This is a genomic window from Geotalea toluenoxydans JCM 15764 (assembly GCF_001311985.1).
In the GTDB taxonomy this organism is placed as follows: domain Bacteria; phylum Desulfobacterota; class Desulfuromonadia; order Geobacterales; family Geobacteraceae; genus Geotalea; species Geotalea toluenoxydans.
Window position 1 is genome coordinate 34,472 of sequence record NZ_BBCJ01000019.1, and the last position, 21,238, is coordinate 55,709.

Genomic DNA, 21,238 nt, shown 5'->3' on the forward strand with positions numbered 1-21,238 from the left:
CCATTCTTTGGCGAAAAGATTCAAATAGTACAAATAGAAATGGAGGTTGTATGTGGGGGCGTATTAATAAAAAGAAGTTCGTTACTCTGACTGCCTTGCTTGGCATAGGGGGGGCGGCAATGCCATCGGCAGCAGTTGTCTCTGCGGAAACCCCTGCTGCACCGGCAAGGCCGGTCATGGGCAAGATCTGCATGAATTGCCACAAGCCCGAAGGGAATAACGTCATTCGAGGCTATCTGGATGGCGTCTCTTTCAAGGCGAAAATGCTTCAGGTGAAGTTGGACGACCGGGTCGAGATCTTCAATTTCGACAAGAACACCATTCAGGTGGTCAATGAGCAGCGCAAAACCGGCTCTGGGGAGTTGCTCCAGAACAACCTGATCAGAAAAGGACATGAGATCAGGGTGGAATTCAGTCAAACAAATGGCGCAAAGACTGCCGTTAAATTGACTGCCAAGCCACCGGTGGAACTGCCCGCGGAGATGCTCATTTCGACATCTGAGCTTGAGAAACTGGTCAGGCTCGGGCCGGAAAAGGGGGGCTATTTTCTCTATGATTCCCGACCTGCCCAGCGTTTCCAGGAGGGGGCAATACCCGGCGCCGTGAATCTGCCGTTCCCCGCCTTCGACAAAATGGCGGAAAAACTGCTGCCTGCGGATAAAAAGGCCCTGCTCATCTTTTATTGCTCCGGTCCCGTTTGCAACATGAGCCCCGGCTCGGCGGCAAAGGCAAAAAAGCTGGGCTATGGCAACATCAAGGTTTACAAGGACGGGATGCCGGGGTGGACGGAGAAGCATTACGCCGTTCTGACTCCACAGTCGCTGAAGGAGGCCTGGTTGGACAAGGATATGAGCCACGTGCTGCTGGATGTGCGTTCAACCGGCACCAACAGGTTCATCAATGGGGCGATCAGCTTTCCGGCCGGCCAGGCGAAGCGCCTGGTAAAGGGGCTTGATCTGAAACTGAAGAAAGCGCCGCTCATCCTCTATGATGCCGGTAAGGACAGGGAGGCGGTAACCGTTGCCAGGGCGCTGATCAAGGCCGGTTACAGCAACGTGAAAGTGTTGACCGGCGGCTTCAAAGGCTGGGAGTCTGCGGGATTTCCCACTGAAACCGGAAAACGGTCAGCCAAGATCGTCTATATACCGAAGCTGAAGCCGGGCGAGGTGGCCCTGGACCTATTCAAGCAGTATGCGGCGGTTTTGCCTGACGGCTTTGCCATTGTCGATGTCAGGCTTCCGGCGGAAGTTAGTGTCGGCAAACTGAAAAACGCCATTGCCATTCCTCTTATGGAGCTTCGTGATCGCCAGGCGGAACTGCCCAGGGACAAGACGATCATCCTCCATTGCAATACCGGGACTCAGGCGGAAATAGCCTATAACATGCTGAAAGACCTGGGGTACATGAACGTCAGATATTTCAACGGTAAGGTGACCTTCGAGAAAGGCGGGAGCTATTCCATTACCAAGGATTGAGGTAGTTAAAGCAAGGACGTCCCTTGTGGCCCAGCTATGCGTATAAAGCATAGAGGCAATGAAAATTAATCATTGTAATAAAATTAATAATTTCCGATACAGCTAGGGTCGGATGGCGTCTGAATTGCAATGGTGAAGTTGTAGAAGCCATTAAATATGTAAAGGAGGGTGATGTTTTTTTGATGACAGGAAAGATAAATTGATTTCACAAAAGGAGGTTGTATGTCGGAAAAGGTGATGAACAGGAGCAGATTGATACTGGTTTCGCTGTTGGGCGTTTTTGCAATAGCAGCACTTACCATCTGGGGCTGCGGGACGAGCGGGTATGAAAATCCGTCCACCGATGCGGTGACGACGAAAACCGCTACCGCCCTGATTCAGGCTTCAGATCTGAAGCAGTGGTCAGAAGCAGGGCTGGTCAACAAGACCGGCGGTTATGACCGGGTGGTGGTTCTGGACGTAACCAGCAATCCTGCGGCAACATCAGCGGACAATATGACAAACACCTACTACACCGTTGGTCACATTCCCGGCGCCCAGCTCATCGCCGGCGCCAATGCCGCCAACAGTTTTCAGGAAACCCGGCCCGAGGGACCACTGGATGCCACCGGCAGCATGGTCTTCGGCGGTGCCGCCATGGATAGCCTGATCCAGAACTACGGCATTGACGGGAATACGACTATCGTCTTGACCACCGGCGGCACTGCTCCCCTCAATCTGACCAGGCATATGCCACCTTCCGCTACTGGGGATTCCCCAAAAACCGCATCAAGGTCCTGCAGGGGGGCAACGCGGCGTGGACTGCCGCAGGTTTCGCTCTGACCTCTGCCGTGCCGGGCATCAAGAAATCCTCATACGGAGTTGCCCAGAATGGCACCACCAACGTCAATACGGATATGCGCGTCTCCCTCCGGGAGATGATCGCCCACGTCAAGGGGATCGTTGGCGGCAATGCCGACAAGGTCTACATCCTCGATACCGTGCGCCCCGCTACGCAAATATCCGCCACGACAGACCTGCTGGCTACGGGTTATACCCCTTTTGACGGAGCGGTAAAAGGCTCCTATCGCTTTCCGCTGGCAGGGGTGGTGACCGGGGTGACCTTCAAGACTGCGACGAGATACGTGCTGCCATCAGTGCGGCAGTAGGAAGCGATAATGTTACGACCATCGGCGACGCCAATCGCAGCGCGGCAAAAACGATCATAACCATGTGCCGCGCCGGCAACAACGCTTCCCAGGCCTATTTCGCCCTGGATGGCATCGCCTACTACAATTCCGATGTGGACATCAAATGGTATGACGGCTCTTTGGGGCAGTGGAACCTGATGGCCTCTTCCGACCACACCGCAGTCAACGGGGCCAATGCCGGCGGCAAGCTGAAGGTGGGCTCCATCTGGGATACCACCAGCCTCATGGACAACCTCACCTGGAACGTGGACCGGGCCTTCACCATTGTCGACTATAGCGCACGGGTCCTGGGTGTGGAGCCGAGCTTTGCCGATGGTGACCAGCTCGAAGCGGCCGACCGGGCATATCGCAGCACCGTTACCGGTACATCCGGCGGTGGTGGCTCGGCGGGCGGCGGCGGATGCTGAGCGGTGGCAAAGCGTGACACCTCCTGCCCCGGCAGGAGGGAAACCTGACAAAAAAGGAGTGCATGCATGATAAAGATTACCAAGGCAGGGAAAATATCGACAGTGGCTGCCGGATTGCTTCTGGTTGCCGGCACCGCCTTTGCCGGGCCGCGGATGACTTTCGGCCCCAACGAGGAAGGCGCTCTTCAGATCGATTACAAGGGGCAATTCCAGATGACGGTCCGGGACACCGGATCGGGTGAGAACAACGACGATACCACCACCAACTTCAACTTCCGCCGAAACCGGCTGGCACTGATGGGCAAATACGGCGACATGCTCAGCCTCTATGTCCAGACCGAATTCACCGAGGACCAGAACATAACCACCCTCGGTGTCGCCAATGCCAATCAGGGAACCGAATTCCAGCTCCTTGACGCGGTGATGCGCTTCAAACTCCATGACAGTTTCCGGCTGAATGCCGGTAAATTCAAGTACAACCTTTCCCGTGAGAACCTGGAAGCTTGCGAAATGCCACTGACCCTCGACCGGTCGCTCTTTATTCGTACCGCCTATACCACCACCCGCGACACCGGTGTAGCCGTGTGGGGAAACCTGTTCGACGACATTTTCCAGTACCGCATCGATGCCATGGAAGGGCGTAAGGCCGTGTCCGGCGAGACCTCGCCCAGTTCCAACTTCCGCTACTCCTTCCGCGGCCATGTATCCCTGCTCGATCCCGAGAATGATTACGGTTACAAGGGTACCTATCTTGGGAAAAAGAAGGTCCTGACCGTCGGCGGCGCCTATCAGTTCGAACCGGAGATCGCCTATGGCGATACGGTAGCCAGGACCGACAAGAAGGATTACCAGGCCTGGACTGTTGACGGCTTCTTCGAGTATCCCCTCGAAGGACTCGGCACCGTCACCGCATCCGCTGCCTATGAAGATGTGGATCTGGATGACGCCTATAAAGGCGCCAGCCCCGACGCTGGGGTCATTGGTATCAATGGGCAGAAGAACGTTGGTACGCCAAGGCCGGTTACATGCTCCCCAACCTGCCGCTGCAGTTCTTCGGCCGTTATGAGAAGTGGCGGTTCGCATCGCTCAACAACATTTTCGACCAGAAAGTGGACTGGTACGGTGGCGGCGCCAATTACTACTTCCGTGGCCAAAACCTGAAGCTGACCATGGAACTATCCCGCACCGACTTTAACAACGAAGGGACCGTTAATGGACTGACGAGCAAAGACTTCACCAGCTTCGTCACCCAGCTGCAGCTGATATTCTGATAATTCCGGACAAGGCGGCGGTCTCCGGACCGCCGCTTTAGATTCGCTTCCTCGGGAAGCATGGGAAGGAAAGCGATGAGAATGAAAATCCGGGCACTCCTTTTTGCCTGCATGGCTCTGGCAGGAGGCGCCGCCCACGCAGACCAGATGGTCATAGAATACCGATCCGGCAATGTGCAGACACTGCGCCTGGACGAACCGAGCAGCACGATCGTTGGCATCAGCTATCAGGAAGACAGAGCATCGACAGCCGAATCACCTTCCTCCCGCGCGGCAGAGGCGGATCCCATGGGAAAAGCCGCTGAAACGGCGGTGTCAAACCAGAAGATTACCGGCACATCTCAAACAAACAACAAGCCGCAAGTTCGCATAGAATGGGCACAGCCCCTGGAATGATTATTCCGGGCATCGGGTTGTGCAACTACTAACCCTAAAGGAGATTTGTAATGAAAAGAATGATTACGAAACTGGCCACCATCTTCGCCTTGGCCGCCTTTGCGACGGCCGCCTTTGCTGCCGGATCCGTTACCGGAAAGGTAACCGCCATCGACGGAGAAAAGGTGTCGGTGACGGTAGAAAAAGAACTCCCCGCCTGGGTGAAGAAGGGTGACTCTGTTCAGGCCATGGGTGGGTCCCCCACCGTTGTCGACGTCAAGGGAAACGTGATCGTACTGAAATTCGGCAAGGCCAAAGCGGCAAAGATCAAGGCCGACAGCAAAATGACCATCAGCGAATCGGCCGGCGACGAGCTCCAGGGATGCTGAAACCGGTAGAAAAAAGCTTTGCACCCAGCGTATGATCTATTTATGGGGAGAATATGATGAACCAATGCTCAATTGGCGCCCTGGTCCTTCTTGCGGCGGCTGCCCTTCTGGCCGGCCCGGCATCTGCCGGCGGCAAGGCGGGAATCGGCTTGCAGGAGACTATTGTCGCAAAATCGGGCAAGGCGAAAACCCTTGCCCAACTGGCAAAGATGTACGACTCCAGCTCTTGCATCGAGTGCCATCAGGATAAACACGACGAAGCACAGAAGTCCATACATTCGCGCTCCATTTACGGAACGGGAAGAACGGCGTCGACCATAATGTCCGCCATCGAGAATGGCCTTATGGAACAGCCCTATTCGGGAGTCAAGAGCCCGAAGGACGTCAAGGTGGAGCACCTGATGGGGTGTGCCAAGTGTCACCTGCCGCAGCTGTCCGATGCCGAAGACTCGGTGGCCCAGGAGCTAGTCAGCACCCTCTACAGCTGGAAGGATGCCCTGAAGAAGAAGGACAAGGCAGCGGCCAAGCGCGAGGAAGACAAACTCAAGAGTGTCAACATCAACTGTCTGGTCTGCCACAATCGCAATGCCATCACCCACAAGTGGCAGGACGGCTATCCCAAGGCGGGAGTGGTCTACGGGTCGAAGGACGGTGATCATCCTTCGGACAAGTTTCCCAAGATGGCAATCAGCCCCATCATGAGCGAATCGATCCAGTGCGGCCAATGCCATGGTATGGGTCCGAATATGGAGCTCGATGAGCCGACCCAGTGCTGTACTTCCTACGGCAGTTATCTCTGGTCCTACAAATCGGAAGGTGGTCAGGAGAGCTGCCAGGAATGCCACATGAAGAAGAGCAAGCTCGGCCACAACATCCAGTCCTACCGTGATCCGGCCATGGCCAAGGCAGCGGTGGATTTCAAGATGGAATCCTACGGCTATCACTGGCGCGACGGCGCTGAAATTAAGCCGAAGGCGGTGGTCAAGGTGGAAATGACCAACCGAGCCGGACACTCCATCCCCGATGGCTGACCGACCCCCAACCGACTGGTTCTGTCGGTCATAGCAAAAACGAAGGATGGCAAGGAAGTTTTCAACCAGGAAAAAATCTATATGCCGGTTCCGCAGCAATTGGGCCGGGGTGACCGGATGGGGCGCGGCCCCTACGAGAAGAGCGGCATCATCGAGGATACCGGCTTACCGCCGGGGAAAACGGTCCATGAAAGATTCGACATCATGTTCCCCCTTGAGGAGATGGAGGTTGACGGCAAATTTGTCAACAAACCGACCGCCTACGACCTGGATGTGACCGTTCAGCTCTGGTATCTCCCCTTCGGCACAAAGAAAACCGATCCGTTCCTCTGGCACGAAGCGAGCAAGACAATCAGCATCAGCAAGAGCGGCAAGTAGCAACAATCGTTGTACCTCCTTCCTTGTAATGGCCGGCGAACCGTTCGCCGGCCTTTTTTTTGGCCTTCGATGGACAGAATGCCCGTGGGAATCCAGGGGACGCGTGCAAAGCGAGAGACGACGGAGATAGGGAAAATTGCAGCTCGACCAGGAGTACGGCCCACTCCCGGAAATGTGTAAACAAGAAGGCCGCCCCAGGGGGTGGCCTCGTAATAGTGTCGGTGGTTTTATGATGCCAGATGAAATTGGCCGATGAGATGCTGAAGCTCGCTGGAGAGGTTGGAGAGTTGGCGGGCCGCAGCCGCAGTTTCCTGGGCGCCCCGCGCCGTACTCTGAACAACGTCGGTGATCTGCTGGATGTTGCCGCTGATTTCGGCTGTGGTGGCGGTTTGCTGCTCGGCGGCAGTAGCCATCTGATTGACCTGCATGGTAACGCTCCCTACCTGCTCCAGAATTTTTTCAAGCGCCTTACCAGACTCTGCCGCCTCGGCAGTGCCACGCTCCACCTCATTTACCTCCTGTTCCATGAATGTGACGGCGCTCTTCGTCTCCTGCTGAATCGCCTTGATCATGGCGCCGATTTCCTTGGTCGCCTTGGTGGTCCGTTCCGCCAGAGCCCGAACCTCGTCCGCCACTACTGCAAAGCCCCGTCCTTGTTCGCCGGCCCGGGCTGCCTCAATGGCGGCGTTCAGCGCCAGGAGGTTCGTCTGATCGGCAATATCCTCAATAGTACCGATAATCTGGCCGATCTGGTCGCTACGGGTGCCAAGGCCCCCCACCGTTTTTGCTGTCTCACGAACCCGCTCTGCAATTCGGGCCATCTCACCGACAGTATGCCTGATTACTTCCGAACCTTTACCTGCTGTATCGCATGCACGGCGAGCCTCTTCGGCTGCGGTTGAGCAGTTAACGGCAATTTCCGTCGAGGTAGCGGCCATCTCCTCGCTGGCGGTGGCAACGGTGCCGGTTTGGGCGGCAACTTCTTCGGCCCCTGTTGCCATCTGCTCGGCATTGGCGGTGAGTTGCCCTGCGGCCGCCGCTACCTGGGTGGCGTTATCGGCTACGCCGGCAATGAGGCGGTTGAGACGATCGGCCATGGTGTTCACTGCGTCGGCCAGTTGCCCGGTTTCATCCTTCTGGTTCATATGGAGGTGATGGGCCAGATCTCCCTGGGCGATGGCCCGGGCGAACTCGACCACTTTCAGGAGAGGAGCGGTAATCTGCCGCGCCATGAACAGGCCGAAAATAACGGCGATGACCATGCCGGCAATGGCGAAGACGGCCATCTGTATGGTTGCACTGCGGGCCGTGGCTGCATTCAGTTCGTTACGTTGCTCTGCCACCGCAATCTTCATGTCGAAAACCTTTTTGATCGCTTCATCGATCTTGCGCTCATAGGCAAGCCCTTGGGTCCGCATGATATCCAGGGCGGTTTCACGGTCGCCTGCAAGGGTTGCCGTGACAATATCGTCGCGTACCGGGCCATACTCTTTGATGAGGTCTCGAAGGATGGCGAACTGCTTTTTCCCTTCGCTGGTTTCCAGGGTCTTTTCAAATTCCGTCAACTGTTCGTCGATTTCCCCGTAAAGCTTTGCGATGGTTTTGGCGTTGGCCTGCGCCCGCTGGGGGCTGTCGTCGAGGATCATGCCCCGGACGTTTACCCGTGCCTTTTGGAAGGCAATTCCCACCAGGCCGAAGGTCCCGAGGGGCTCGGTGTTGTAAGTGAACATCTGTTCGGCCTCATGTGCCAGTGTATTTATCTTCGACGTTCCGATGAAGCCGACGATCCCGGCTATAAAGGCTACCAGAACGAAGCCTGATACCAGTTTTCTGCTGAGACGAGCATTCCGAAGAAAATTCATAATGAGGCTCCTTGCTGCAGTGTTAGTAGAGAGTGCGGACAGCCAAAGATTGAGCCGCCATACCGCCTTTTTACATATTTATCGGCTAATACGGCCTTAAGTTTAAGATTGTTCATAAAAAATGTAGTTGGTGAGTGATATTTATTGCAATTGCCTGTTCGGGGTCCTTGACCTGCGTGTGTCAATGATTTGACCTTGCATTGATGATGTGCTGAACCTTATAAAGAAACATGAATTAAAGCGGGTGTTTGTTGCTGTGGGTAATGTGTCGTTGGGTGGCACTGGGATTGCAAGTACATAGCTCTTTAGATGCTTTGGTAGCTGCACAGTATGCCTGTCAGCGGGACAAGGACTATACTTGGGCAGAACCTGAAGTGCTTGCGGCAGAACCAGCCGGTCGACTTTTGCAGGGGAGTGGGCTGAGCATACAACCTTAGTGATTCGGCTCCACTCCAGGGCGGAGCAACATAAAACAACACAGGAGGAAAACAAAATGAAAAAAATCATGATGTCCATCTCGGCGGCCCTCGTCGCTCTGTCCATGGCGGCGATTGCGTTCGCCGCCGGCTCCTTTTCAGGCAAGGTCACAAAGGTTGACGGCGAAAAGATTACCGTCAAGGCCGACAATGTGCCCGCCTGGGTAAAGAAAGGTGACAACGTTCAGTCCATGGGCGGTTCTCCCAAGGTTATCAGTGTGAAAGGGGACGAGGTAGTTCTCAAGTTCGGCAAGCTAAGGCCGCCAAAATCAAGGTCGACTCCTCCCTGCGGGTTAGTCAGCCCGCAGGCGACGAGCTCCAGGGGTGCTAACACGAATGCCTCCCCGCTCTAAGCAGGGAGGCTTTTTTTTTCGCATGCCGGGCAAGCAACTGGATATTTCTGCATGGTTGAATTATAGTGACCCATCACCAAAGCGTCTATCCACAGGCCATGTCAATCAAACCAAACAATACCGGCAAACTGGTTCCACTGATCTCCCTCATGCTGCTTCTTCTGCTTACCGGATGCGGCCGTGGGAGGTCAACCTGCGAATCGTGTCACCGGGGAATCGAAAAGACCTCCGCCAGCCACACATCCTGCATATCTTGCCACGGTGGGGATGACAAGGCACGAAACAAAAATATCAGCCACAACACCATGTTCGGGCCGAAGAATCCCGCAGACCCGGAACATTGGGAGAGAACCTGCGGCGCCTGCCATGCTTCGCAGCTGGGGCGCGTGCGGTCGAACCTCATGTACACCAACACGGGGATGATCAAGAACATCCAGCTGACCTGGGAGGGGGAGAACGGGCGCCTCTACGGCGGCCGGGGCGACAAGGTCTTTGATGCCGCCGGTCGAGAGCGCCTCTTGCACGGGGTCACCGGCCTGGACCACATCTCGGGGGAACTGTACCGGAAATTCTGCTCCCAGTGCCACGTGGGGATCGAGACCAGCGGAGTTTTCGGCGCCGGCCACGGGTCGGGCTGCACCGCCTGTCACTTCCCATACAACGACCAGGCCACCTATGAGGGGAATGATCCGACCGTCAAGGGGAAGAGCCCCTATTCGGACACCCATGCCATGGAAAAACTCCCCGGCAACCAGGTCTGTTTTCGCTGCCACAACCGCAGCGGTCGCATTGCCCTTTCCTATCAAGGGTTGTACGACGGCAACAATGGACTGGTGCCGACCAGGAAGGGACTGCCGGGGCCGGTGCAGGCGAGTGGCGGGCGCAACCTTGTTCATATTGCTCCCGATGTCCACTTCGCCGCCGGCATGGACTGCATCGACTGTCATACCTCCCGCGACGTCATGGGAGATGGCTATGCCTATGAAAACATGTACCAGCAGACCGAAATAAGCTGCGAAGACTGCCATGGGGGGGCGAGCAGGCCACGCTGGCAGACGATCAGCCGGGAAAGCGATGCGGCCTTAAGGGAATCGAAAAGCTACCGGATGCAGATGCGCCATGGCATGCACATGGTGCTGACCGCCAAGGGTCGTCCCTACTCCAATGTTTTTTATCAGGACGGGACGGTCTACGTCCTTGGGAAGAGGAGCGGCAAATTGTTCAAGAGCAAGGTGATAACCGGTACTGCGGAACATGCTGTAATCGGCCACCAGCGCATGGAATGCCATGCCTGCCATTCCCGGACCGTGGTTCAGTGCTATGGTTGCCATACCACCTACGATAAGGGGGAGATGGGCACCGATTTCATCCGCCAGGAAGAAACTCCGGGTCGGTTCACTGAAAAGGAAGACTACCGCATGCTCTATCCCTTTCCCCTTGCCATCAACCAGCGGGGGAAGATCTCCCCGGTTACGCCTGGTTGTCAGACCTTCATCACGGTGGTCGAGGAAACAAAGCTGAAGTCGAAGGATGAGTATGTTGCCCGCTATAAGGGCAAAAACCAATTGCGCTTTGCCCCGTTCTATTCCCACAATACGGGTAAAAAGGCCATCGGCTGTACGGAATGCCACGGTAATCCGGCCTTCCTCGGCTTCGGTCAGCATGTTGTTGAGGGCAGCAGCATCGACGGCACCCTGATCTGTGAGAAATCCGCAGATAAGCCATTGGACGGTTTCCTGGCACTGCGACAGGGAAAGGTAAAGGCGTACTCTGCAATCACCCGGGAGCGTTCCAGGCCCCTGAACGGCCGGGAGGTGAAGAGAACCCTTGCCGTCAACCTTTGCCTTGTATGCCATGGTAGCGCCAAGGACCCCATTTATCGAAAGGAGTTGGATTATCGTGCGCTGGATGATGCCCTTCATCGCCGCTTGCTTTCTGATAGCAGCCGCTAGTACGGTGATGGCGGAAGAAAATTGCCGGGTCTGCCACCGGGTCGCTACCAGCGGTATCCATGCCGCCCTTGCCTGCAAGGACTGTCATGGCAATGATGCGACAACGACTCCCGATCCGGCCTCTGCTGCACATAAGGCCAAAGGCTGCACCAGTTGCCACAACGGTTACGGCCGGCTGTTCGACCACGCCATGGCTACCCGGACCAGGGAAAAGCAGTTTGTAGAGAAGACTTTCGCCAAGGCCGACCCGCATTTTTTTGACAAGAACTGTCAATCCTGTCACCTGCGAGGGTGCACCGACTGTCATGGCGGCAGCGGTCATTCCCTGGCCCAGGCACGTGACAGGAATTGCTTTGCCTGCCATCGGGGATACTTTGTCGGCAGCGAATATTACGGCATGGCGCCCAGAGAGGACAGTCTCCGCTATCAGCGGGGGGAGACAGCTATGGGGAGACTTTCCTCAAGATGCTGCCCGATGTCCACGCCGAGGCGGGCATTGCCTGCAGCAGCTGCCATACCATGCAGAGCCTGATCGCGGGGACCAGGACTGCAAAAGTCTGTCGCGACTGCCATAAACCCAGTGACAAGGTGCTGGAACACCGGATAAAAGTACACCTGGAGCGGATGGAGTGTTACGCCTGCCACTCGGCATGGGGGGCGCAGGAATACGGCACCTTCTATCTGCGCTTTACCGGTGGCCAGTCCCAGCAGCATTACCGACTGAAGACGGTCGATGGCAATTATGTGAAGAGCGCCTACCTGAAAAAACAGGATGCGCCGCCACTGGGGGTCAACGCCAGGGGCATGGTCAGCCCGATACGCCCCCAGTTCATCGCCTACTTCAGCGATATCCGCAACGACATGGTGGTGGGAGAGGAAAACCGGTTACTGACGGCGTCATGGAAGGCGTTTTTTCCCCATACGGTGCGTCGGGGAACTGTCATGTGCGATGGCTGCCATGACGCACCGCGGCGCTTTATCATGGAAGGAAAAGAGGACCGTATCTATCGGCTGCAGGATGATGGCATGAAAATTCCATCCTTCTGGGACAGGACCGGTCAAAAGGTCATGAACGGGGATTTTTCAGCCCCGCCCGCTACCGGGCCATGACGGAGAAAAGCGCCGCTTATCAAAGGGCATACGTGGAAAAATGGAAAAAACTGACCGATCGCGTCGAAAATTCATCATTGCCCTGATCTCCCTTTTTGCGGGTTTTTTCATCCTGAGGAAATACCTGGTGACTGGGCTGGCGCGAAAAAAAGTGCTGCTTTCCGTTGCCAAGGCCGATATCCCCTCCCATGGAGCCCTGGTCTACAAGCAGTCGAGGGTTGCCGTCATCAGGGGGATGACCGCATTACCGCCATAAGCTTGGTATGCACGCACCTGGGGTGCACGGTGACGGTGACCCCCAGGGAATTTGCCTGCCCCTGCCACGGCAGCGCCTTCGACCGGCAGGGCAGGGTAATCAAGGGGCCGGCTGATCGCCCCCTGGCCCATTTGCCGGTTGAGGACCGGGGCGACCATATCGTAGTTCTGGCAGGGAGTTAGCGTGGTCAAGGAATTTCTCAAGCATCTCTTCCCACGGGTTGTGCTGAAGGACAACCTTCGCCTGACCTACACCTTCTGTCTCGGCGGCATGGCTTTCACCGCCTTCTCCTTACTCATTGCCTCCGGGATGCTGCTTCTTTTTTACTACCAGCCATCCCCGGACAAGGCCTTCGGTTCCATTCTCTTTCTCGAATCATCGGTCTATGGCGGCCGCTATTTGCGTAGTCTGCACCGTCTTGCTTCCCATTTCTTTCTCGTGCTCATCTTTCTCCATACCCTGCGTGTCATTCTCACCGGCGCTATCAAAAACCACGGCACCTGAACTGGATCGTTGGCTGCATTCTGCTCTGTCTGTCCGTTTTTGCAGCTTACACCGGCTATCTTCTGCCCATGGACCAGCTTGCCCTCTGGGCAACCCAGACCGGCATGGAACTTCTTAATACGGCATATTTCGGCGGAATGATCAGGGATATCCTCGTTCCTGATGGGGTCGGCCAGCCCCTGTCGCTGCTTCGCTTCTATGTGCTGCATATTGTGCTGGCGCCGCTGGCCATTCTGCTTCTCTCGTTTCTCCATTTTTACCGTATCAGGAAAAACAAGGGAATCCTGCCTTACCTGTAATCCGTCACTATTGGGGGAAGTCATGAAGGAATACGTGAAGAGTTCGCCGCAGTTCTTTCGCCTCATTAAAATATCGACCGCCGTTGTCGTCGCGGTGATTTCGCTCCTGGCAATCCTTATCACTGCCCCCCTTCAGGAACCAGCTGACTTGGCCAAAGTGCCCAACCCGGTCAAGTCGGCCTGGTTTCTCCTCTGGATCCAGGAACTGGTCAGCTATTCCAAATACCTGATCTATGCAGTTGCCCTGACAGCCGTCTTTTTCTTCATCCTTCCCTGGTTTCCTTCCGGTAGCACGGCGGAAAAAGCCCGTTGGTTTGCCACGGGGCAGACGGCGGTGAACGTCATAACTATCATCGTCTTCACAGCCATAACCGCTCTCACCATTATCGCCATGTTCTTCAGAGGTGCCAACTGGTCGCTGGTCGTCTTTTCATAATCCTTGCCCTGATGCTGCTCTTTCCTGCCATGGTATCGGCGGGCCGGAAAAGTGCCTGTCTGACCTGTCATCCACCCCACCATGCCGGCCGCGGCAGCTGCACCGGCTGTCATCGAGGAAACGATCGTAGCGAGAGGAAAAATATTGCCCATCACGGCTGATCGGCGGCCGCTATGCCCACTTCACCATCCAGGGCAGTAAGGTTGTAGAAGAGGGCAAAAAACTGATCGGTGCTGCAGACTGCCGGCGCTGCCACACGACGGGAGATCGCGGTAATCGGCTGGCTGCCGATCTGGACAAGCTTTTTCCGGACGCATCCCCCGAGGATGTCTTCAAGGCGATCAAAAACCCGGTGCTTTACATGCCTGATTTCCATTTTGTCGATACCGAAATCGTCTCCCTGGTCAATGCCATTGCCAGCGGCGCCAGGCAGGAAACGGATCGCCAGAGAGAAACGGTGCAGGTGGTTCATTTTATACCTGATGGCTTGGCCAGGGAAAACAGCTTCGTCAGGCTGTGCGGCTCCTGTCATAAGCTGTTAAGCCACCGCTACGGCGGCTTGGCAATGGCACTATGGGGCCTAGCCTCTCGGGGCTCTTTAGCGAGTTTTATCCCGCCACCTTTGCCGGCAAGACCAGGTGGCGGGAGGAGAGCCTGAAAAGGTGGCTGAAAAACCCCCGCAAGGTGCGACCAAATGCTTTGATGCCACCTGTTGCAGTCACGGCAGCCGAGTTGGAACAACTGACAGACGCCATGGTTGTCCCCCACCAGGAAAAGAATTCACGCTAAAATCAAGCAGAATGAAGACCTGTTCCCGAATTGACAGCAAGTTGTCAATTATTAAACCCGTGCTAATCTTTCTGTAGCAGGCTGATGATAATCAATAAAATAATTTTGGGCGGAGGTTGAGCTATGGCAAAAATAGCGTGGGTCGATGAGGACGTCTGTATCAGCTGCGGTCTGTGCGTCAACAACCTTTCGGGGGTGTTCCGCTTCAATGATGACGGCAAGGCCGAGTGTTACAATCCTGAAGGCGCAGCGGAAGATGAGATCCAGCGGGAGGCCATCGATGCCTGCCCGGTTTCATGCATCCATTGGAAAGAGTAACCGGGCGACGGAAGACCGGCAACTCAAGCTGTCAAGGAGACGACGTTTATGGAGACGGCGAGGATCAATGAAGTCCTGGCGCAGCAGATAGCAGTAGTAAGGGGACAGGCGGACCGTCTCGATAACAGGGACGTGCCGCGGTTGCGGATTGAGGTTGCGGAGATGGAGAAGTCGGTGGGCAGGCTGAGGGAACTGGTCGATGCATTGCCTTGAGCCGGTTCCGGCGCCGGCGGGGCAAAGGTAGAATTAACCGCAACGGACGAAGAATAAACGGGCGGGACAGCAATGTTCCGCTTTTTTCTTATTGTGATACGAACGGAAACCTAATCAGCCCCAGCGACCATCCCCCGCGAGGGCCACAACACCTGCTGATCCGTTTGGCCCATGCCGAAAGTTAACTGCCCCCTCTTGCCGATTTCACAAACGCAACGCTCGCCATGGCGGAGGAAATCCACAATCTGCGGACAGGTTTAGTGAGCGCCTTTAAAATTTTCGCTCTGTGCGCAGCCCTTTCATTCCTGGAAAAATACTTCCTTTTGATCATTCTAATTTTCTTGCAATATTCGTATTCGCGGATATACTGTGGCCAAAAAATTTTACACGCAGCGGTTATCGGCGCAAAAATCTGCTAATGCCTCGCGGTCTGTCAGAGACACTTTGGCATTGAGAAGTTGTTTTTTGAGGAGGGGAATGAGATCTCTGTGGTGCTCGTCGGTTTCTCTTATGGAATAGTAAATCCAGAGGCCGCATCGGCGGTCGTTGACCCACCCTGCTTTCCTAAGATGAGCCAGATGGCGGGAGGTTGTGGACTGGGGCAATTTCAGCGCCCCGATAATGTCACAGACACAGAGTTCGCCTTCGGCAAGAAGGAGAGCCAGAATACGTAAACGTATCTCGTCTGCCAAGCTTTTATATATCTGCACATTTTGTTTCATGACGAAACTATATCCGCCTAGAAAGATATGGTCAAGTGTGCCAGCTGCAATCTACTGAATTAAACAACCAGGGAGGGAGAGTGGATGAAAAAGTTCAGGTTTTTCTTAACCGGCTTCACCGCATTGGTGTGGCTGGGGAGTGCGTTTGCCGTAGTTGGCGGTGGTGAAGTTACCATCAAGGGTGGAACGGCCGGAGATGTCCGTTTCAGTCATGAGGTGCATGTGGAAACGGCTGCCATGGGCTGCAAGGAATGCCACCCCAAGCCCTATCTGGACACGAAGCAGCACAAGCATGTGACCATGAAGGAGATGCAGAAGGGGAAATCATGCGGAGCGTGCCATAACGGCAAGAAGGCTTTCAGTGTCAAAGGCGATTGCGCCAAGTGCCATAAGAAATAAGGAGGGGTAGATGGAAAAGGACATTTTGATCGTCATGCAGGAAGATCTTGAGCGTGCCCTGAAAAAACCTGCGGAAGAGCGCCGTTGGGCAATGCTCCTTGACCTGCGCAAGTGTGTTGGCTGTCATGCCTGCACCATTGCCTGCGTTTCGGAAAACAAGCTGCCGCCAAAGCTTTATTACAGGCCGGTTTTTGAATACGAGCAGGGGAAATACCCGAAGGTAAACCGCAGCTATCTGCCCAAACCGTGCATGCAGTGCGACAACCCGCCTTGCGTTGCCGCTTGTCCGGTGAAAGGCCCGGATGGCGCCACCTGGAAGGAAACCAAGGGGATCGGCAACGGCATCGTTCCGGTCAATTACGCCAAATGCATCGGCTGCGGCAAGTGTGTTCCCGCCTGCCCCTATCAGGCCAGAACCATGGACGACGGTTCCTATCACACGGCAGGCACTCCCCAGTTGCAGGTCTACGAAACCCTTCCCTCCTTCGAGTACGGCAAAAAATGGCCGCGCAAGGGAAAGGACCAGCCCATCGGCAATGCCCGTAAGTGTCACTTCTGTATCCATCGCCTGGCCAATGGCATGCTGCCCCAGTGCATCACCACTTGCATCGGCAGGGTCGGCTACTTCGGCGATGAGAGTGATCCAAAAAGCCTGATCGCCCAGGTGAAGAAGGGGAACAAGATTCAGATCCTGAAGAAAAAGCTCGGCACGGCGCCTCGTGTTTACTATATCGCCAATGAGAAGCTGGAGGTAATCTATGGATAGGCATGAAGATAAAGAACTTCTTGAAAATAAAAGGCATGAGCCGCAGAAAATTTCTCAAGACCAGTGCCATGGTCGGTTGTGGCGCGCTGGTGGCTGCCCAGCTGGACTTTGCAAGGGGCTGATAGCCCGTGTCGAAGCAGGCGAAATTACCGAAGCCGAGGCGTACGAGCTGATGAAGGCGGAAAACACTCTCTACACGGTTTGTCTCAATTGCAACACCGGTTGCGGCATCAAGGTGAAGATTCTTGAGGGGGTGGCGGTCAAGGTGGATGGCAACCCGTACAACCCTTTTACTCTCCATCCGCACCTGGAGATGAAAGAAGACATCGCCAGGGGAGCCAAGATTGATGGCGCCATCTGTCCTAAAGGGCAGTCAGGCCACCAGGGGGCATACGATCCCTACCGAATCCGCCAGGTCTTGAAGAGGGCCGGCAGGAGGGGAGAGGGAAAATGGCAGTCGGTTCCCTTCGATCAGGCGGTCAGCGAGATCGTCAATGGCGGTCTCCTCTTCAGCCATGTTCCCGGAGAAGAAAACCGCCACGTGGACGGTTTGAAATCCCTCTATGTCCTCACCGACCACAAGGTCTATGAGGAGATGGGGAGCGATGTGGTCAAGATCCGCAAGAAGAAGATGACGGTTGCCGAATTCAAGACCAAGCATGCCGCCAATCTGGATAAGCTCATTGACCCCGACCACCCGGATTTCGGCCCGAAGAACAACCAGTTCGTCTACTGGTGGGGACGGAAGAAGGGAGGCAGGAGCGATTTCGCCAAGCGCTTTACCGAGCAATTCGGCACAGTCAACACCCACGGCCATACCACCGTCTGCCAGGGCTCCCTCTACTTTGCCTGCAAGGCCATGAGCGAGCAGTACGTGGGGGACACTTTCAAGGACGGCCAGAAATTCTACTGGCAGCCCGACCAGGAGAACTCCGAGTACATCCTTTTTGTCGGCTCCAACCTCTTCGACGGCAATTACGGACCTCCCAACCGGACACCCCGCATGACCCAGCGTATGGTGGAGGGAAAACTGAAGACCACGGCCGTCGACCCGCGCTTCACCAAGCTGGCTGCCAAGGCGAACCGCTGGCTGCCGATCCAGCCGGGCACCGATGCCGCCCTTGCCATGGGCATGACCCGCTGGATTCTGGAAAACAAGCGTTTCGACGCCAAATATCTGGCCAATGCCAACAAAGCAGCTGCCGCAGCCGACAAGGAGACCACCTGGAGCAACGGCGCTTGGCTGGTCAAGCTTGACAAGGATGGAAAACCGGGGGTTTTCCTCCGGGCCTCCGAAATCGGCCTGAAGGCCAAAGAGGTACGCAAGGACAAGGATGGCAAGGACTTCGATTTCGAGTACCTGGTGGCCATGAAGGACGGCAAACCGGTTGCCTTCGATCCCAATGACGAGAAAGAGGCCGTGGAAGGGGAGCTGTTTGTTGCCGCCGAACTTACGGACAAGGCCGGCAAGCCGGTCAAGGTGAAGAGCGGCCTGCAGGTAATGCTGGAAACTGCCAAGGAGAAAACCCTGGCCGAATACGCAAGATTTGCGGCCTTGAAGTCAAGGTCATCGAGGAGGTGGCGAGGGAACTGACCAGCTATGGCAAAAAGGCTGCCGTCGATGTTCACCGCGGCCCGGCCCAGCATACCAACGGCTTCTATAACATTGCTTCTCTGATGAACCTGAACCTGCTTCTGGGCAACTTCGACTGGAAGGGGGGCATGATCGTCGCTTCCACCTATAATACCGACGGCACCAAGAGCGAAAAGCAGCCTTTCAACCTGAAGAAGATCAGCCCGAAAGGGGCAAAACCCTTCGGACTGTCCATTATCCGTCACGATGCCAAATACGAGGAGTCGACCCTTTTCGAGACGGCCAAATATCCGGCCAAGCGCAACTGGTGGCCGCTCTCTTCCGACGTTTATGAGGAAATCCTCCCTTCCATGGCCGATGCCTATCCCTATCCGGCAAAGGTAGTCTTCTCCTATATGGGTGCGCCATCCTACTCGCTGCCTGCAGGCCACACCATGATCGAGGCGCTGGTCAACACCGACCGCATTCCCCTCTACTTCGCCAGCGATATAACCATCGGTACTACAACCATGTATGCCGACTATATCTTCCCCGACCTTCACTACCTGGAGCGTTGGGAGATGCAGGGCTCGCACCCCAACATGCCGGTCAAGGTGCAGCCGATCCGCCAGCCGGTCATTCCTTCACCCAATGAGGTGGTCAAGGTTTTCGGCGAGGAGCAGCCCATATCCTATGAGACTCTGTGGCTGGCCCTGGCCGAGAAACTGGGACTGAAGGGATTCGGTCCCAACGGCTTCGGTGAAGGGAAGCCCCTTACCCGTCCCGATGATTTCTACATCCGAATGGTCGCCAACGTGGCTGGAGACAGCAAGGAGCCGGTGCCTGATGCCGGTGCGGCGGAGATCGAGACCTTCCTCAAGGCCCGAAGCACCTGCCGAAGAATGTTTTCGATGTGGATCGCTGGCAGAAGATCGCCGGACCCGCCTTTGCCAAGGTGGTGTATGTGCTGAACCGTGGCGGCCGCTTTGATAGCCAGGCCAATACCTACAAGGGAGACCATGTGGCCAACAAGTACGGCAAGCAGATCAACCTCTACCAGGAAAAAACCTACAAGTGCAAGGATGCTTTCACCGGCAAGCATTACTACGGCATGGCCCGTTACATGCCGGTGGCAGACACTCTTGACCGGCTGCCGGTGGAGCAGTCGAAGGGGTACGACCTGCACCTGATTACCCAGCGGGACATTCGCATGACCAAGTCCCGCACCATCACCAATCAGTACCTGACCGACTCCATCCCGGAAAACAGCATCATCATCCACACCAAGGACGCTAAAAGGCTGGGCCTGAAGGCCGGGCAGAAGGTGAAGGTGGTTTCGGCCACCAATCCGGCAGGGGAGTGGGATCTGAAGAACGGGACGAAAGTGCCATGGTCGGCAAGGTGCAGATTACCGAGACCATCCGCCCGGGTGTTGTAACCTTTACCCTTGGCCACGGCCATTGGGCTACCGGCGCCAGCGATGTGACCATCGACGGCAAGGTGATCAAGGGCGATCCCAGGAGGGCTGCCGGCATCCATGCCAATGCAGCCATGTGGATCGACCCGCACCTGAAGAACACCTGCATGATCGACAAGGTTGGGGGAAGCGTGTCATTCTATGATACAAAAGTGAAGCTGGTGAAAGTTTAACGATCGTCAAGGAATTTTCTGTGTGATTACAAGCGGGCTGCCGGAAACGGGAGCCCGCTTTTTTTGGACCAGTTCATGAAATCAGCTAAAGGGTATACCTCACATGCCGATACGTTGGAACATATGCTATCTAAAGGAGGATACTGATGAAGAAGACATGTGCTGTGCTATGCGGAATTGCTCTGATAACTCTGGGGGGCGCGCTTGCCCAGGCTGAGGTCGTCAAGCTCCACGGTTCGACTACCTGCCAAAAGCGGATCTTCGAACCGGGCAAGGATGCCCTGAAAAAAGCCACCGGTATCGATCTCGAACTGGTGGGTAACGGTACCGGCAACGGCCTTGAAGACCTGGTAGCCGGCAAGGCGGATGCTCCATGGCCTCTGAAGAATTGGCCGATGCCGTAGCCAGCATGAAGGCTGCCACCGGTAAGGATGCACCCGCTGACCTGAAACCGGGTGTCATCACAACTGACGTCATCAAGGTTATCGTCAACCCGGCCAATCCGGTGAGCAAACTATCCAAGGACCAGCTAAAGGGGCTTCATACCGGCGCCATCGACAACTGGAAGTCGCTTGGCGGGCCTGACCAGCCGGTTATTGTCGTTACTTCCCATTCGGGGTCTGCAACCCGGAAAGTATTCTCCAAACTGATGATGGACAACGCCAAGTATGTTGATGGCGCCATCGAGGTGAAGACCACGAGGGAGGAAATAGACAACGTCGGCCAGCTCCCCGAGGCAATCGGCGCGGTCAGTATGGGGTTCATCAACCTGCCGGGCAACAAGGAAAAAGTAAAAATTGTCGAGACACCGGAAATCAGCCGTCCTTTGATGCTGATAACCCGTGGCGAGCCGTCGGCCAAGGTGAAGAAGGTGCTTGATTTCTTCACCGGTGAAGGAAAGAAGTATATCAAGGACTAGGAGTCTGTCGGACTTAGGGATCGAAGCGAGAGAATGGAAAATCGAGGACGGATATTTGGAAATTTGAGAGCGAATAGTGGACCTATTTGTCGAAAATTTACGGAGATCCGGACCGATTTGCCATT

Annotated in this window: 26 protein-coding genes and 4 pseudogenes; 28 read left to right on the plus strand and 2 right to left on the minus strand. The window is 55.6% G+C overall.

Going from position 1 to position 21,238, the window contains the following annotated elements:
• The first annotated feature begins 50 nt into the window (after positions 1–50).
• From JCM15764_RS13215 to extKL, 8 genes and pseudogenes are all read left to right on the plus strand, one after another.
• On the plus strand, positions 51–1,475 hold the full coding sequence (locus JCM15764_RS13215) for a rhodanese-like domain-containing protein (RefSeq protein WP_054696483.1): 1,425 nt from the start codon (positions 51–53) through the stop codon (positions 1,473–1,475).
• Between the two features lie 222 nt (positions 1,476–1,697).
• A complete protein-coding gene (locus tag JCM15764_RS23635; protein WP_243688963.1) occupies positions 1,698–2,297 on the plus strand; it encodes a rhodanese-like domain-containing protein in 600 nt (199 codons plus the stop codon).
• Between the two features lie 8 nt (positions 2,298–2,305).
• The gene (locus JCM15764_RS23640; RefSeq protein ID WP_243688964.1) at positions 2,306–2,623 is read left to right on the plus strand and encodes a hypothetical protein; all 318 of its coding nucleotides are present in this window, start codon (positions 2,306–2,308) and stop codon (positions 2,621–2,623) included.
• A gap of 62 nt (positions 2,624–2,685) precedes the next feature.
• Positions 2,686–3,072 carry a hypothetical protein gene (locus JCM15764_RS23645; RefSeq protein WP_243688965.1) on the plus strand — a complete coding sequence of 129 codons (387 nt, stop codon included), beginning with the start codon at positions 2,686–2,688 and terminating at the stop codon, positions 3,070–3,072.
• A 66-nt stretch (positions 3,073–3,138) separates the two neighbouring features.
• Positions 3,139–4,343: pseudogene (gene extI / locus JCM15764_RS13225) on the plus strand (selenite/tellurite reduction operon porin ExtI).
• Between the two features lie 75 nt (positions 4,344–4,418).
• On the plus strand, positions 4,419–4,739 hold the full coding sequence (locus JCM15764_RS13230) for a hypothetical protein (protein WP_243688966.1): 321 nt from the start codon (positions 4,419–4,421) through the stop codon (positions 4,737–4,739).
• Between the two features lie 50 nt (positions 4,740–4,789).
• Positions 4,790–5,107, plus strand: coding sequence for a selenite/tellurite reduction operon protein ExtJ (extJ, locus tag JCM15764_RS13235; RefSeq protein WP_054696489.1), 318 nt, complete (start codon positions 4,790–4,792; stop codon positions 5,105–5,107).
• A gap of 56 nt (positions 5,108–5,163) precedes the next feature.
• On the plus strand, positions 5,164–6,516 hold the full coding sequence (gene extKL / locus JCM15764_RS13240) for a multiheme c-type cytochrome (seleno)protein ExtKL (RefSeq protein WP_279384441.1): 1,353 nt from the start codon (positions 5,164–5,166) through the stop codon (positions 6,514–6,516).
• A gap of 227 nt (positions 6,517–6,743) precedes the next feature.
• Here extKL and JCM15764_RS13250 read toward each other — a convergent pair whose 3' ends face one another.
• Positions 6,744–8,378 carry a methyl-accepting chemotaxis protein gene (locus JCM15764_RS13250; protein WP_054696494.1) on the minus strand — a complete coding sequence of 545 codons (1,635 nt, stop codon included), beginning with the start codon at positions 8,376–8,378 and terminating at the stop codon, positions 6,744–6,746.
• Between the two features lie 493 nt (positions 8,379–8,871).
• On the opposite strand from JCM15764_RS13250, the pseudogene extJ (JCM15764_RS13255) reads away from it, so the two are divergent.
• The 11 genes and pseudogenes from extJ (JCM15764_RS13255) (at position 8,872) to JCM15764_RS23650 (ending at position 15,084) form a co-directional block, all read left to right on the plus strand.
• Positions 8,872–9,185: pseudogene (gene extJ / locus JCM15764_RS13255) on the plus strand (selenite/tellurite reduction operon protein ExtJ).
• A gap of 120 nt (positions 9,186–9,305) precedes the next feature.
• Positions 9,306–11,159, plus strand: a complete 1,854-nt coding sequence (gene extM, locus JCM15764_RS13260) for a selenite/tellurite reduction operon c-type cytochrome ExtM (protein ID WP_054696573.1) — start codon at positions 9,306–9,308, stop codon at positions 11,157–11,159.
• A gap of 7 nt (positions 11,160–11,166) precedes the next feature.
• Positions 11,167–12,269: pseudogene (extO, locus tag JCM15764_RS13265) on the plus strand (selenite/tellurite reduction operon b-type cytochrome iron-sulfur cluster-binding subunit ExtO).
• 40 nt (positions 12,270–12,309) lie between these two features.
• Positions 12,310–12,525 carry a hypothetical protein gene (locus tag JCM15764_RS28460; protein WP_369412330.1) on the plus strand — a complete coding sequence of 72 codons (216 nt, stop codon included), beginning with the start codon at positions 12,310–12,312 and terminating at the stop codon, positions 12,523–12,525.
• A 29-nt stretch (positions 12,526–12,554) separates the two neighbouring features.
• The gene (locus tag JCM15764_RS28465; RefSeq protein WP_369412326.1) at positions 12,555–12,707 is read left to right on the plus strand and encodes a QcrA and Rieske domain-containing protein; all 153 of its coding nucleotides are present in this window, start codon (positions 12,555–12,557) and stop codon (positions 12,705–12,707) included.
• 1 nt (position 12,708) lies between these two features.
• Positions 12,709–13,328, plus strand: a pseudogene (locus JCM15764_RS13275) (cytochrome b N-terminal domain-containing protein).
• Between the two features lie 22 nt (positions 13,329–13,350).
• A complete protein-coding gene (extQ, locus tag JCM15764_RS13280; protein ID WP_054696576.1) occupies positions 13,351–13,764 on the plus strand; it encodes a selenite/tellurite reduction operon b-type cytochrome membrane protein ExtQ in 414 nt (137 codons plus the stop codon).
• A 187-nt stretch (positions 13,765–13,951) separates the two neighbouring features.
• On the plus strand, positions 13,952–14,422 hold the full coding sequence (gene extS, locus JCM15764_RS28470) for a selenite/tellurite reduction operon c-type cytochrome lipoprotein ExtS (protein WP_369412328.1): 471 nt from the start codon (positions 13,952–13,954) through the stop codon (positions 14,420–14,422).
• Positions 14,338–14,553, plus strand: coding sequence for a hypothetical protein (locus JCM15764_RS13290; protein WP_054696500.1), 216 nt, complete (start codon positions 14,338–14,340; stop codon positions 14,551–14,553). Before extS ends, JCM15764_RS13290 begins: the two co-directional genes overlap by 85 nt.
• Positions 14,554–14,676: 123 nt before the next feature.
• Complete coding sequence (locus JCM15764_RS13295) at positions 14,677–14,871, plus strand: ferredoxin (protein WP_012646438.1); 195 nt, start codon at positions 14,677–14,679, stop codon at positions 14,869–14,871.
• Between the two features lie 48 nt (positions 14,872–14,919).
• Positions 14,920–15,084, plus strand: a complete 165-nt coding sequence (locus tag JCM15764_RS23650; protein WP_243688968.1) for a hypothetical protein — start codon at positions 14,920–14,922, stop codon at positions 15,082–15,084.
• Between the two features lie 383 nt (positions 15,085–15,467).
• Here JCM15764_RS23650 and JCM15764_RS13300 read toward each other — a convergent pair whose 3' ends face one another.
• A complete protein-coding gene (locus JCM15764_RS13300) occupies positions 15,468–15,806 on the minus strand; it encodes an ArsR/SmtB family transcription factor (RefSeq protein ID WP_054696503.1) in 339 nt (112 codons plus the stop codon).
• Between the two features lie 84 nt (positions 15,807–15,890).
• Here JCM15764_RS13300 and JCM15764_RS13305 point away from each other — a divergent pair, with 84 nt between their 5' ends.
• The 9 genes from JCM15764_RS13305 to JCM15764_RS13320 all read left to right on the plus strand — a co-directional run bounded on the left by JCM15764_RS13305 (position 15,891) and on the right by JCM15764_RS13320 (position 21,113).
• Entirely contained in the window at positions 15,891–16,205 is a 315-nt protein-coding gene (locus JCM15764_RS13305; RefSeq protein ID WP_054696506.1) for a cytochrome c3 family protein, read from the plus strand.
• A 10-nt stretch (positions 16,206–16,215) separates the two neighbouring features.
• The gene (locus tag JCM15764_RS13310) at positions 16,216–16,971 is read left to right on the plus strand and encodes a 4Fe-4S dicluster domain-containing protein (RefSeq protein WP_054696509.1); all 756 of its coding nucleotides are present in this window, start codon (positions 16,216–16,218) and stop codon (positions 16,969–16,971) included.
• Between the two features lie 35 nt (positions 16,972–17,006).
• Positions 17,007–17,093: a twin-arginine translocation signal domain-containing protein gene (locus tag JCM15764_RS23655; protein ID WP_243688987.1), complete on the plus strand. Its 87-nt coding sequence runs from the start codon at positions 17,007–17,009 to the stop codon at positions 17,091–17,093.
• Between the two features lie 50 nt (positions 17,094–17,143).
• The gene (locus tag JCM15764_RS23660) at positions 17,144–18,565 is read left to right on the plus strand and encodes a molybdopterin-dependent oxidoreductase (RefSeq protein WP_243688969.1); all 1,422 of its coding nucleotides are present in this window, start codon (positions 17,144–17,146) and stop codon (positions 18,563–18,565) included.
• The gene (locus JCM15764_RS23665; RefSeq protein WP_243688970.1) at positions 18,550–19,515 is read left to right on the plus strand and encodes a molybdopterin-dependent oxidoreductase; all 966 of its coding nucleotides are present in this window, start codon (positions 18,550–18,552) and stop codon (positions 19,513–19,515) included. Before JCM15764_RS23660 ends, JCM15764_RS23665 begins: the two co-directional genes overlap by 16 nt.
• On the plus strand, positions 19,458–19,982 hold the full coding sequence (locus JCM15764_RS23670) for a molybdopterin dinucleotide binding domain-containing protein (protein ID WP_243688971.1): 525 nt from the start codon (positions 19,458–19,460) through the stop codon (positions 19,980–19,982). The genes JCM15764_RS23665 and JCM15764_RS23670 overlap by 58 nt, the downstream gene beginning before the upstream one ends.
• Positions 19,934–20,194 (plus strand): hypothetical protein, encoded by a 261-nt coding sequence (locus JCM15764_RS23675; RefSeq protein ID WP_243688972.1) that lies wholly within the window; start codon positions 19,934–19,936, stop codon positions 20,192–20,194. Before JCM15764_RS23670 ends, JCM15764_RS23675 begins: the two co-directional genes overlap by 49 nt.
• A 146-nt stretch (positions 20,195–20,340) precedes the next feature.
• Positions 20,341–20,598 (plus strand): substrate-binding domain-containing protein, encoded by a 258-nt coding sequence (locus JCM15764_RS23680; RefSeq protein ID WP_243688973.1) that lies wholly within the window; start codon positions 20,341–20,343, stop codon positions 20,596–20,598.
• Positions 20,568–21,113 carry a substrate-binding domain-containing protein gene (locus tag JCM15764_RS13320; RefSeq protein WP_243688974.1) on the plus strand — a complete coding sequence of 182 codons (546 nt, stop codon included), beginning with the start codon at positions 20,568–20,570 and terminating at the stop codon, positions 21,111–21,113. The genes JCM15764_RS23680 and JCM15764_RS13320 overlap by 31 nt, the downstream gene beginning before the upstream one ends.
• The last annotated feature ends 125 nt before the right edge of the window (positions 21,114–21,238 follow it).